Source organism: Microbacterium murale, from assembly GCF_014635185.1.
Taxonomy (GTDB): Bacteria; Actinomycetota; Actinomycetes; order Actinomycetales; family Microbacteriaceae; genus Microbacterium; species Microbacterium murale.
On sequence record NZ_BMCM01000003.1, the window covers coordinates 82,026 to 94,948 of the forward strand.

At 66.8% G+C, this 12,923-nt stretch carries 8 protein-coding genes; 4 read left to right on the forward strand and 4 right to left on the reverse strand.

Going from position 1 to position 12,923, the window contains the following annotated elements:
- Position 1: 1 nt before the first annotated feature.
- Positions 2-1,054: an AI-2E family transporter gene (locus IEV67_RS09980; protein WP_188436443.1), complete on the reverse strand. Its 1,053-nt coding sequence runs from the start codon at positions 1,052-1,054 to the stop codon at positions 2-4.
- A 177-nt stretch (positions 1,055-1,231) separates the two neighbouring features.
- On the opposite strand from IEV67_RS09980, the gene IEV67_RS09985 reads away from it, so the two are divergent.
- Together IEV67_RS09985 and IEV67_RS09990 are read left to right on the forward strand one after the other, a co-directional pair.
- Complete coding sequence (locus tag IEV67_RS09985; RefSeq protein WP_188436444.1) at positions 1,232-3,127, forward strand: DUF8094 domain-containing protein; 1,896 nt, start codon at positions 1,232-1,234, stop codon at positions 3,125-3,127.
- On the forward strand, positions 3,124-4,083 hold the full coding sequence (locus IEV67_RS09990; RefSeq protein ID WP_188436445.1) for a tetratricopeptide repeat protein: 960 nt from the start codon (positions 3,124-3,126) through the stop codon (positions 4,081-4,083). Before IEV67_RS09985 ends, IEV67_RS09990 begins: the two co-directional genes overlap by 4 nt.
- Here IEV67_RS09990 and glgB read toward each other — a convergent pair.
- From glgB to glgX, 3 genes are all read right to left on the reverse strand, one after another.
- Positions 4,066-6,264 carry a 1,4-alpha-glucan branching protein GlgB gene (gene glgB, locus IEV67_RS09995; protein ID WP_188436446.1) on the reverse strand — a complete coding sequence of 733 codons (2,199 nt, stop codon included), beginning with the start codon at positions 6,262-6,264 and terminating at the stop codon, positions 4,066-4,068. The two genes, IEV67_RS09990 and glgB, sit on opposite strands and share 18 nt — an antisense overlap.
- Positions 6,261-8,237: a maltotransferase domain-containing protein gene (locus tag IEV67_RS10000; RefSeq protein WP_373284473.1), complete on the reverse strand. Its 1,977-nt coding sequence runs from the start codon at positions 8,235-8,237 to the stop codon at positions 6,261-6,263. The genes glgB and IEV67_RS10000 overlap by 4 nt, the downstream gene beginning before the upstream one ends.
- A gap of 201 nt (positions 8,238-8,438) precedes the next feature.
- Positions 8,439-10,508 carry a glycogen debranching protein GlgX gene (gene glgX / locus IEV67_RS10005; protein ID WP_188436448.1) on the reverse strand — a complete coding sequence of 690 codons (2,070 nt, stop codon included), beginning with the start codon at positions 10,506-10,508 and terminating at the stop codon, positions 8,439-8,441.
- Between the two features lie 92 nt (positions 10,509-10,600).
- On the opposite strand from glgX, the gene IEV67_RS10010 reads away from it, so the two are divergent.
- Together IEV67_RS10010 and mnmA are read left to right on the forward strand one after the other, a co-directional pair.
- Entirely contained in the window at positions 10,601-11,770 is a 1,170-nt protein-coding gene (locus IEV67_RS10010) for a cysteine desulfurase family protein (protein WP_188436449.1), read from the forward strand.
- Between the two features lie 34 nt (positions 11,771-11,804).
- Positions 11,805-12,902: a tRNA 2-thiouridine(34) synthase MnmA gene (mnmA, locus tag IEV67_RS10015; RefSeq protein ID WP_188436450.1), complete on the forward strand. Its 1,098-nt coding sequence runs from the start codon at positions 11,805-11,807 to the stop codon at positions 12,900-12,902.
- The last annotated feature ends 21 nt before the right edge of the window (positions 12,903-12,923 follow it).

Genomic DNA, 12,923 nt, shown 5'->3' on the forward strand with positions numbered 1-12,923 from the left:
ATCATCTCTCGTTCATGCGGGGGATGAGCACCTGGCGGTAGATGATCAGGATGCTCGCCGCGACCGGAATCGCGATGAGTGCGCCGAGCAGCCCGAGCAGCGATCCACCGGCGAGCGCCGCCACGACGACGACCGCACCGGGAACCGAGACCGCGCGACTCATGATGCGCGGTGAGATGACGTAGGCCTCGATCTGCATGTAGATGAGGTAGTAGATGCCGGCCGCAATCGCCGTTGCGGGGGAGCCGACCCCCGGAATCAGGCACGCGAGCACGATGAGCGTGGAGCCGGTGAGCGTTCCCACCAGCGGGATGAGCGAGAAGAAGAACGCGACCACCGCAAGCACAGCGGCGAAAGGGTGGCCGATGATGCTGAGGAAGATCGCGCTGAGCACACCGTTGATCACGCCGAGCGTGACCTGTCCCATGACGTAGTAGCCGACCGAGTCGGTGATCTGCTCGGCCAGGTCGACGAAGCGAGGGCGTCGGGATGCCGGAACCAGCTGATAGACGGAACGCTTCAACGACGGCGTCGATGCGGTCAGATAGATGGTCAGGATCAGCACGATGAAAGCACCGAACAGGCCGGTGACGAGGTTGAGGCTCACGGCGATCACGCCGCCCGTGATGTCGCCCATGTTCGCAAGCAGCCAGTCCTGCGACTCGGTCAGGATGCGATCGATGTCCAATGCGGGGAACACCGCTCCCAGCCACTCCCGAAGGTCACCCCAGATGTCGTTGCTCGACTGGACGAGCTCGGTGATCTGCTCCACGAGCTGGCTCACCTGGTCGATGATGATCGGCAGGACGATGAGCACGATTCCGGCGAAGACGCCGAGCACGCCGAGGATCGTGACGATGACGGCGAGCCAACGTGGCAACCGGCGGCGCTCCAGGAAGGAGATGACCGGATCGAGTCCGAGGCTGATGAACAGCGCGGTGCCGACGTACAGCAGCACGGTGGAGAGCGATTGCACGCTGCCGATGAGCAGGATGCCCAGTCCCACTCCGAGCGTCGCCACCAGGGCCGTACGGAACGGATTGTGAACCTTCATGGGCCCTCCTCGACAAGACTGATCTCAGGGTAGTCGGCAAGTGGCGGACGCGATCCGCGACGTGCCGGTCGGGAAGCGTTGTCGCCCCCTCGTAGTCAACACTCAGCCAGTTTCGATAGTCTGAAACGTCGAGCGGAGATCTGGGCGAGGCGCCTGGATCACGTAAGGAGACTTTTCGTGCGTTTCGTATGGGCCGTCGTGGCCTTCGTCCTGGCCACGCTTCTCATCGGAGCTGGCATCGCTCAGCGAACCATCTTCATGGGTCCATCGGCCCAGCAGACGGAGCTGAGTGTGGAGGAGCCCGCCCCCTACACGCTCGTGGACGGAGCGGTGCTCCGTGAGAATCCGGGGCAGCAGACGTTGCTGGTGCGCGGCGAGGGCGACATCTTCGTCGCCTATGGTCGCACCGCAGATCTGCAGGCCTGGCTCTCGGATGCCGAGTACAACGCCGTCGAGCTCGACTCGGACGGCGAGAGCGTGACGACTCTCGTCGAGCCCGAAGTCGCAGCGGGTGACGAGGGCGACGCCGCAGACGGCGACGCCGCCGAGGGTGACGCCGCAGAGCCGGAAGGCCGTAACCCTGCAGGTTCGGATCTCTGGCTCGATTCGTTCAGCGAGGCCGATCAGCTGATCACCGACATGCAGTTGCCGGCGGGTATGAGCGTTCTGATCGCGAAGGACGGCACCCAGGACGCTCCATCGGATGTCGTCGTCTCGTGGCCGCTCGATCGGTCCACACCATGGGTCGGACCGCTCATCGCCGCAGGCGGTGCTGTGCTGCTGTTCGGCCTCGTCATGTACGTGCTGGCGATCCGCCATCAGCGCAGGGGACGCGGTCCCCGCCGCAAGGGGCCCGGCCCGATGCCGGCCACCGAGCCGATCGACCTCGCCGTCGAGCCCGCACCCGTTCGTGAGGCGCTCGAGGCCAGCGGCGACGAAGAACCCGCAGCCGAGGGCGCGCCAGAGGAGAAGAGCGCGCCGAAGAGCGAGCGCCGTGCGCACCGCGTGCGCCGCCGGCTGCTGGTGCTTCCCGCGTTCGGAATCGCCGCGATGCTGTTCGCCGGTTGCTCCAGTGACACCTGGCCGCAGTTCGCAGACCCCTCGCCGACGCCGTCACCGACGCAGACCGTCATCACTCCGGAGAATCAGAAGCCCCCGGCAGTCACAGAGGCTCAGGCCTCCCGGATCCTCAAGAGCATCGCTGGGACTCTTGAAGAGGCCGACGCGTCGCTCGACATCGACCTCGCCGGTACTCGTCTGGCCGGTGCCGCGCTGGCCGCGAGGAGCACCGACTACACGTTGCGCGCGACGCTCACCGACCGCGCACTGCCCGCCACCATCCCGACCGATGTCATCGAGGTCCTGCTGCCTCAGGCGACGGACGAGTGGCCGCGCACCGTCCTGGCGCTCAGCAAGAGCAAGAGCGACGACACTGTGCCACCGGTCATCCTCACCATGACGCAGGCCGATCCGTGGTCGAACTACAAGGTCGCCAACGTCGCCGAGATGCAGGCCTCGGCCGAGGTGCCGGAGCTCGCCCCCGCATGGCTGGGAACCAGCCTCATCACGGAGAACGCTTCCGCCTTCCTCGCACTCGCGCCCGACGAGCTCGCGACGGCATTCGCAGATGTGGTGGACAGTGGCGAGAAGAGCGAATTCCGCTCGCTCTTCGATCCGGTGAGCATCACGCTGGCGGACTCCATCTCGGCGAGCCGCGCGGCCGTCACGAAGTCGCTCGTCGACAACGGTGCCGCCGAGACCTCGAGCACGGCATTCGACATCGTGGCGGCCGACCAGCCTCCCGTGGCCATGGCGACGCTGGACAGCGGAGCGATCGTGGCGGTGTCGATGGTCGACAGCGAGACGATCGCGCCGACGTCGACCGATGCGGTGATCAAGTTCGGGGAGAACCCCGAGGCCAAGACGCTCACGGGAGTCGAGGAGGCAGCCAAGGGCGTCGTCACCACCTACGGACTGCAACTGTTCTTCTCCGTGCCCGCCCAGGGCTCGTCGGAGCAGATCCGCCTCCTCGCCGTGCACCAAGACATCCTCAACGTGGAAGTGATCCAATGAGCGACATCTCACCAGCTGCCCTTCGTGGCGCCGTCGATCTCTCGAGCCTGCGCAATCGACCGACGGCTCCCGCCGACGCCTCGCCGGCACAGGCAGGTGCCCAGAGCCCACCCGCGGGTGGATTCATCGTCGATGTCACGGATGCCACGTTCGGCCAGATCATGGAGCTATCGCGCACCGTGCCGATCGTCGTCGACCTGTGGGCAGAATGGTGCGGGCCCTGCAAGCAGCTGAGCCCGATCCTGGAGAAGGTCGTCACAGAGCTCGGTGGACGTGTCGTGCTCGCCAAGGTCGACGTGGATGCGAACCCGCAGCTCGCGCAGAGTTTCCGCGCACAGTCCATTCCGATGGTCGTCGCACTGATCGCCGGGCAGCCGGTTCCGATGTTCACCGGTGCGGTTCCTGAGGAGCAGGTGCGTCAGGTGTTCGACCAGCTGCTGCAGGTGGCCGCCCAGAACGGCGTCACCGGTTCAGTGGCGGGCGCTGCCGACGATTCCGAGGGACCAGGCGCCGATGATGCGCAGGAGCCGCAGGAGGCTCCTCTGGCCCCTCTGCACGCCGAGGCGTTCGCGGCGATCGAGGCCGGGGACTTCCCGGCGGCTATCACCGCTTACGAGAAGGCGCTCGCGGAGAACCCGCGTGACGAGGACGCTCGCGCGGGACTCGGCCAGGTGCGGCTGCTCGACCGCGTGCAGGGCCTCGATCTTCAGGAGGCGCGAGCCGCGGCAGCTGCTGCACCTCTCGACGTGCAGGCGCAGTTCGCCGTCGCCGACCTCGACATCTCCGGTGGTCATGTGGACGACGCGTTCGGGCGACTGCTCGATCTCTTCGCAGCGCTGCCGTCCGATGAGCGCGCCCCCGTGCGGGAGCGCCTCGTCGAACTGTTCGGACTCATCGGCACCGGCGATGCTCGGGTGATCGCCGCGCGCAACCGCCTCTCATCTCTGCTGTTCTAGTCGCTCCGAGCGGTATCGCAGCCAGATCGTCGACAGTGCCGGCAGCGTGATCTTCGTCGTCGGAGTGCCGTGTTCGCCATCGACATGCGCGGCGACGCGGCCGTAGTTGCCCACCCCGGAGCCGCCGAAGTCCACGGCATCCGTATTGAGGATCTCGTCCCACACGCCCTGCACCGGCAGGTGCAGGGGAAGTCCGGCGCGCTCGACACCCGCGAAGTTGCTGATCACGACGACGCGACCGCCATGATCATCGCGGCGCTCGAAGGCGATCACGTTCGGGTCCCACGAGGGCGCGCCGAGTCGGCGGAACCGGGTGCTGTCGCCATCGCGTTCCCATAATGGTGCGCTGGCACGATATGCGCCGTTCATCTCGGCCACGAAGTGCTGCAGCTGCGCGTGCGATGGCTGATCGAGCAGCCACCAGTCCAGCTCTCTGGACTCGGACCACTCCGCGAGCTGTCCGAACTCCTGTCCCATGAACAGGAGGTTCTTGCCAGGGTGGCCCCACATGTACGCCAGATAGGCACGCACGTTCGCGAGCTTGTGCGCGTGGTCGCCTGGCATCTTCGACAGCAGGCTGCCCTTGCCGTGCACGACCTCGTCATGGCTGATCGGCAGCAGATAGTTCTCTCCGAACGCGTAGACGAAGGAGAACGTCATCTCGCCCTCGTGGTGCGCCCGGTACATCGGGTCGCGAGCGATGTACTGCAGCGAGTCGTTCATCCAGCCCATGTTCCACTTGAACCCGAATCCGAGCCCGGCATGGTCGGTGGGACCGGTGACGCCTGGGAAGCTGGTCGATTCCTCCGCGATCATCACGATCCCCGGGTAAGCACGGTATGCGGTCGCATTGACCTCCTGCAGGAAGCGGATCGCTTCGAGATTCTCCCGACCGCCGTGGACGTTGGGTTCCCACTCGCCGTCCTGGCGCGAGTAGTCGAGGTACAGCATCGAGGCGACCGCATCGACGCGCAGGCCGTCGATATGGAACTGGTCGAACCAGTACAGGGCGTTCGCGACGAGGAAGCCGCGCACCTCCGGGCGGCCGTAGTCGAAGATCAGCGTGCCCCAATCCTGATGCTCTCCGCGGCGGGGATCGGGATGCTCGTACACGGGCAGTCCGTCGAATCGGGCGAGTGCGAAGTCATCCTTCGGGAAGTGGCCAGGCACCCAGTCCAGGATGACACCGATGCCCGCCTGGTGCAGACGATCGATGAGATAGCGCAGGTCGTCCGGTGTCCCGAAGCGTGCCGTCGGCGCATAGTATCCGCTCACCTGATAACCCCAGGAGCCGCCGAACGGGTGCTCGGCGAGCGGCATGAACTCCACATGCGTGAATCCGGTCTCCAGCACATGGTCGATGAGCGGGTCGGCGATCTCGCGATACCCCAGCCCGTTGCGCCAGGACCCGAGGTGCACTTCGTAGATCGACATCGGCTGTGCGACGGCGTGCGTCGCCGCGCGCCGCGTCGTCCAGGCGCCGTCCTGCCAGGAATATGCGGAGAACGGGACGACGGATGCGGTCTGCGGCGGAACCTGCGTTCTGCGCGCCATCGGATCCGCCTTGAGAATCCAGCGACCGTCGCGCGTCAGGATCTCGTACTTGTAGAGCGCCCCAGGGCTGAGGTCAGGGATGAACAGCTCCCAGAGCCCGCTCACCCCCATCGACCGCATGCTGTGGCCCTCGCCGCTCCAGCCGTTGTGCTCGCCCACCACACGAACCGCCTGGGCGTTGGGCGCCCAAACGGCGAAGGACACTCCGATCTCACCGTCGAGCAGGTGCACGTTCGCGCCGAGGACCTCCCAGAGACGCTCGTGGCGGCCTTCGGCGATCAGGTGCAGGTCGAGGTCGCCGATGGTCGGAAGATGGCGGTAGGGGTCTCCTGCCAGCTGCTCCTCCTCACCTTCGTATGCGGTCGCTATCCGATACGGAACGGGTGATCCGTCGTGCTGCCCCTCCCATATGCCGTGCTCGGCATGAACGAGCGACAGCCGCGTGTCATCCGTGAAGACGGCATCCACTCTCTGGGCCAGCGGCCGTCGCACGCGGATCGTGGTGTGGGTGCGGCCGGCCGCGTCTTTCATGGGATGCGCCCCGAGGACGTCATGCGGAGCATGATGCGCACCCGCCGCGACGGCCTCCCAATCGTGCGATGCGACGACGTCCTCGATGTAGTTCATGACCGCTCCTTCACCTTGAGGATGTGCACCGGCTCGACGAAGGCGTCGAGTCTGACGAAGTTGTGATCGGACCAGGTCCAGACCGCGCCGGTGACGAGATCCTCGACCTCGTACTCGGTTCCGGGCTCGACACCCCACACGCGGGTGTCGAGATGCACGGTCGTCTCACGCACCGAGTGAGGATCGACGTTGACGACGACGATGATCGTGTCGGCGGAGCCGGTGCCGGTGAACGCGGCGTCGAGGCGCTTGGAGTACACCAGGATGCTGTCGTCGTCGCTCCAGTGCACCCTGAGGTTGCGCAACTGCCGCAGAGCCGGATGCGCTTCCCTGATCTCGTTCAGCCGCCGCAGGAACGGGGCGAGCGAATCACCGGCGGCCTCGGCAGCGGCGAAGTCGCGCAGCTTGTACTCGTACTTCTCGTTGTCGATGTTCTCCTCGGAGCCTGGGCGTGCGACGTTCTCGTACAGTTCGAAGCCGGCGTACACCCCGTAGGTCGGCGCTGCCGTCGCGGCGATGGCTGCCCGGATGCGGTATGCCGCACGTCCGCCGAACTGCAGATATTCGGTGAGGATGTCGGGGGTGTTGACGAACAGGTTCGGACGCAGGAAGTCCGCGGTGTCCGTCGCGACCGCGGTGAGGAACTCCTCGAGCTCGCGCTTCGTGTTGCGCCAGGTGAAGTACGTGTAGCTCTGCTGGAAGCCCGCCGCGGCGAGGCCCCGCAGCGGGGCGGGGCGGGTGAACGCCTCAGCGAGGAAGACGACGTCGGGATGCGCCGCGGTCACACGGGCGATCAGCCACTCCCAGAATCGGAGCGGTTTGGTGTGCGGATTGTCCACGCGGAAGATCGAGACGCCCTGCGATACCCAGTGCTCGACGATGCGGAGCACCTCGGACGAGAGCCCGTCGGGGTCGCCGTCGAAGTTCAGCGGGTAGATGTCCTGATACTTCTTCGGCGGGTTCTCCGCGTATGCGATCGTCCCGTCCGGAAGGGTTGTGAACCACTCAGGGTGGGACGTGACCCATGGATGATCCGGCGATGCCTGCAATGCCAGGTCGAGAGCGACCTCAAGGCCGGCCTTCCGCGCCTCGCGCACGAAGAATCGGAAGTCTGCCAGGGTGCCGAGATCCGGATGCACTGCATCGTGGCCGCCCTCTGCGGCGCCGATCGCCCACGGTGAACCGGGGTCTGCGGGGGCGGCATCCAGCGTGTTGTTCGGTCCCTTGCGGTGCGTCCTGCCGATCGGGTGGATCGGCGGCAGATAGAGCACGTCGAAGCCCATCGCCGCGACGGCCGGAAGGCGCTTCGACGCCGTGCGGAACGTGCCGCTCCTGATCGTGCCGTCGGCCTTGCGCCTCGCTCCCTCCGAGCGGGGGAAGAACTCGTACCACGCGCTGACGCCGGCGGTTGTCCGTTCGACGATCAGGGTCTGCTCGGCGGAGGCCGAGGTGAGCGACGCGAGCGGCCTGGCAGCGAACAGTGCGGCGAGGTCGGGATCAGTGGCGACCGACAGAGCGGTGGTGGCATCCGCCCCGGTGAGCGTCGCGGCGACGGCTCTGAGGTGTGCGCGCTCGGCCGTGGGCCTGGCCTTCTCTGCGGCGGCGCGCGTGAACAGCTCCCGGCCGAGAGCTGCCATCACCTCCACGTCGATATCTGCGGCGATCTTGACCGCAGCGGCGTGGGCCCAGGTGGCGTGATCGTCTGCGAATGCCTCGAAGCGGTACAGCCAGCGTCCCTGCACATCGAGAGCGATCTCGGTGCTCCAGGAGTCGGTGCCGTCGTGGAGGGCTGTCAGGCGGTGCAGGCTCTCCTCGCCGTCCGGCGCGGTCAGCCGCACGTGAATGCCGATCCGGTCGTGACCCTCACGGAACGCGACGACCCGGAACGGCACCACCTCGCCGACGAACGCCTTGGCGGGGAATCCGCCCGGCGCGGCAGGGGTCGCATCTGCGAGCGGGATGCGCCCGGTCAGCGTATGGTCGGGGTGCGCCGGTGCGGCCTTCACCCCGGCGCGTGCCGTGACCTCTCGTTCATCTGCGGCGCGGGGCCGCAGGGGAATCTGTGCGGGGCTTCGAAGCGCCGCGGGACGATTGCCAGAACGTGCAGCCACACCCTGAATGTACCGCGCCGCGCCGAGACTGGACACCCGCCGCCATGTCGTGTCCGGCGCGCGCTATTCGACGCGGAAGAGCCGCATGGATGTTCCCGGCGTCATGAGCACGTCGCCGGGCGCGAACGTCTCTGATTCCCCGCCGGGATGTTCGTCGGAACTCGACCACAGCGACACGAATCGACTCGCATTCTCGAGCGCGGGCAGCGTGATCTCGATGGGGGCCTCGATGCCGTGTACGACGAGCAGGATGCGATTGGCCGGTTCGTCCACTGGCGTGGATGCTGCGACGTACTGCAGCGTGCGGTTGCCAGGATCGGTCCACTGCTCCTGCTCCATGGTCTCGCCGTTCTGGTCGTACCAGTCCATGACGGAGGCATTGGGCGTGTGTTCGCCGAGACGTGCGTAGCGGCTCGGCCTGAGAGCGGGGTTCTCACGGCGCAGCCTTGTGAGCGCCGAGACGTGGGCGCGGAGGTCCTTCTGCCAGTCCTCGTCGTCCCAGCTCAGCCAGGTGAGGTCAGAGTCCTGGGCATAGGCATTGTTGTTGCCGCCCTGCGTGCGTCCGCTCTCATCTCCCGCCGTCAGCATCGGGATACCGGCCGAGAGCAGCAGGGTGCCGAGCAGATTCCGCATGGCCTTGCGCCGTGCGGCCTGGACCGAGGGGTCGGCGGTGGGTCCCTCGATGCCATGATTGAACGAGCGGTTCGTGTCGGCACCGTCGCGGTTGTCCTCGCCGTTGGCCTCATTGTGCTTGACGTCGTACGTGACCAGATCACGCAGGGTGAAGCCGTCGTGCGCGGTGATGAAGTTCACGCTCGCGAGAGGTCCTCGATCTTCGCTGAAGGTGTTCGATGATCCGGCCAGTCGAGTCGCGAAGCCGCCGATCCCCACGGGTGCGGATGCGCGGCGCGCGTAGTCGATGTCGCTGAGCCAAAAATTGCGCACGCGGTCGCGGTAGCGATCGTTCCACTCCAGCCAGCCCGCGGTGAAGTTGCCGGTCTGCCAGCCGCCGAGGCCGACATCCCATGGTTCGGCGATGAGCTTGACATCCTGCAGAGCCGGATCGTCGCGGATGGCGATGAGGAGCGGATGCTCCGGCGTGTACTCATGGTTCTCGTCGCGGCCGAGTGCGGCTGCCAGATCGAAGCGGAAGCCATCGATCTGCATCTCCTGCGCCCAGTACCGCAGAGAATCCAGCACGAGCCGTGCTGCGGCATCCTTCGAGGTGTCGAGGGTGTTGCCGCAGCCGGTGGTGTCGACGTAGACGCCGTCGGGCTGCTGTCGGTAGTAGTTCGCGTTGTCGATGCCGCGCAGGCTCGAGCGCGGGCCGCCGATGCCCTCCTCCGATGTGTGGTTGTAGACGACATCGAGGATGACCTCTATGCCCGCCTCGTGCAGCAGCTTCACCATGCCCTTGAACTCGGCGAGCACTGCCTCTGGACCCTCCTTGCGAGCGTCGTCCGTGGCGTAGGCATTGTGCGGCGTGAAGAAGTTGAGGGTGTTGTAGCCCCAGTAGTTCGTGAGCCCGCGCTCGAGAAGACGCGGCTCCGGAACGAAGGCGTGCACGGGGAGGAGCTCTATCGCGGTGATACCGAGCGAATGGAAGTACTCGATCATCGCCGGATGGGCGAGACCCGCGTAGGTGCCGTGAAGAGCAGGCGGGACGTCTGGCTGACGCTTCGTCACGCCCTTGAGGTGCGCCTCATAGATCACGGTGCGATCGAGTGGGATGCGGGGCTTATGCGAATCCGCCCAGTCGAAGCCGTCGACGATGACGACCGAGCGCCACTCCTCGTATCCGTCGCCTTGGGCAAGACCCTTGGCATAGGGATCGAGCAGCAGGGTCTCGGGATTGAACGTGTTGCCCGGACCGTGCGGACCTCCGACGCGGACGGCGTACCTGGTTCCGGGCCGCAGCAGGTCGGTGGTGACCTCCCAGACGTCGTCAGTTCCACGCTCGAGGTCGACCTCGTCGGTGACCCAGTCGAGGTCGGTCTCGTCGAAGATCACGAGTTCGATCGAAGAGGCGTTCTGCGACCAGACGCGCAGGGTCGCGCCGTGCTCATGCAGTCGGACGCCGAGATTGTCGAGGGCAGCGCCGCCGGGCGCGGTGAAGTCTTGGGACTCGGGCATGAGTACACATTAGGCGGGATGTGTTGCAGTCTCATGACAGCGCGTACTCAGTTCCATGCGCCGTGTCGCGAGAAATGGGGGAGAGTTAAGGGATGCGGTTCTATCTCGATCACGCGGCGACCACGCCGCTGCGCCCTGAGGCGCGCGACGCCTGGCTGGATGCCACGGAAGTCGTCGGCAACGCGTCGTCGACGCACGGCGCGGGCCAGGACGCCCGCCGCCTGCTCGAGGAATCACGTGAGCGGATCGCCGCCGTCCTCGGGAGCGATCCGATCGAGGTCGTCCTCACCTCCGGGGGGACCGAATCGATCAACACCGCACTGCGCGGACTCTGGGCGGCTCGAGGGTCGGGTGCCGATGCCATCGTGCTGCCCGATGGCGAGCACCACGCGAGCATGGACACGGTCTCGGCTCTGGCGGCCGAGGGCGCCGCAGTGCGACGGGTGCCCCTTGATGGGACCGGGCGGATCGAGATCACGGCGTTCACCGAGGCTCTCGGAGGTGCGGCGCTGGCGACGGCACTCGTCGCGAACAACGAGGTGGGCACGATCAACGATGCCGCGGCTCTCGCCGGCGCGGCGGCGACGGCTCGAGTGCCGCTGCACTTGGACGCAGTGGGAGCCCTCGGACATGTGGCGCTATCGTTCCGGAATCTCCGAGCGGATGCCGGCGCGGGAGTGGGCCTGGTCGCGATGAGCGTCGCGGGGCACAAGATCGGCGCACCGGTGGGCGTCGGTGCGCTCGTGGTCGCTCGTACGGCCAAGCTCACCGGTCTGCTGCACGGAGGTGCGCAGCAACGAGGACTCCGCGCCGGAACTCAGGACGTTGCGGGAGCGGCGGCTTTCGCGGTCGCACTGGAGCGTGCCGAGGCGGAGCGCGAATCGGAGGCAGCGCGGCTCACGACGTTGCGGGATCGTCTGATCGACGGCATCCGCTCGGCTGTCCCGCCGGCCGAGCTTCTCGGCGACCCGGTCGACCGCCTGCCGAACAACGTGCACGTGCTGTTCCCTGGAGCGGTGGGGGAGAGCCTGCTCTTCCTTCTCGATGTCGCGGGGGTCGCGGCATCCACCGGCTCCGCCTGCCAGGCCGGGGTCGCCGAGCCCTCGCACGTCGTTATGGCGATGGGGCGCAGCGAGCAGGACGCCCGCAACGTGCTGCGGTTCACGCTGGGACGCACCTCGACGGACGCGGATGTCGACGCGGTGCTCGCCGCGATCGGCGATGCGTATGTGCGCGCATCCGGAAAACTGAGCGCTCACTGAGCCTGTCGAAGCGTCACGCTCGTAGACTGGACCAATGCGAATTCTTGCGGCCATGAGCGGTGGCGTGGACTCGGCCGTCGCGGCGGCACGCGCCGTCGAGGCAGGACACGACGTCACCGGAGTGCACCTCGCCCTCTCCAGGGCCGGCGGCACGCTGCGCACCGGCAGCAGGGGATGCTGCACGATCGAGGACGCCATGGACGCGCGCAGGGCGTCCGACAAGCTCGGCATCCCGTTCTACGTCTGGGACTTCTCCGAGCGCTTCCGCGACGACGTGATCGATGACTTCGTCTCCGAGTACAAGGCGGGCCGCACGCCCAACCCGTGCATGCGCTGCAACGAGAAGATCAAGTTCGCCGCCCTTCTGGAGCGCGCGATCGAGCTCGGCTTCGATGCCGTCTGCACCGGGCATTACGCGACGCTCGTCGACGGCGAAGGCGGTCTCGAGCTGCACCGGGCATCCGACAACGCGAAGGATCAGTCCTACGTGCTGGGTGTGCTCAACGCCGAGCAGCTCGCGCACACGTACTTCCCACTGGGCACGACGCCCTCCAAGGCGATCGTGCGTGCCGAGGCGGCCGAGCGAGGTCTCAGCGTCGCGCAGAAGCCCGACAGCCACGACATCTGCTTCATCCCTGACGGCGACACACGCGGATGGCTGGCCGAGAAGGTCGGCGCCGAGCAAGGCGAGATCCTCGACCGCTCCGGTGCCGTCATCGGCTCCCATGAGGGCGCGCATGCATTCACCGTCGGACAGCGCAAGGGGCTGAAGCTCGGTGTGCCGGCGGCCGATGGCAAGCCGAGGTTCGTGCTCGAAGTCAGGCCGGTGTCGAACACGGTGGTGGTCGGGCCGAAGGAAGCCCTCGCGATCGGTGAGATATCGGGGGAGCGGTACTCGTGGGCCGGCGCTGCACCAGTCGACTCCTCCTTCGAGTGTCATGTGCAGATCCGTGCGCACTCCGAGCCTGTTCCCGCGCGCGCCACGGTGTCGGCCGCCGGAGTGGATGTCGTGCCGGAAGTGCCCCTCGACGGCGTTGCTCCAGGGCAGACGGCAGTGCTCTACATCGGCACCCGCGTGCTCGGGCAGTTCACGATCGACAGGACGGTCTCGGCGGTTCCGGTCGACGCGTGAGCGGAGCCTCGGATGTCGGCC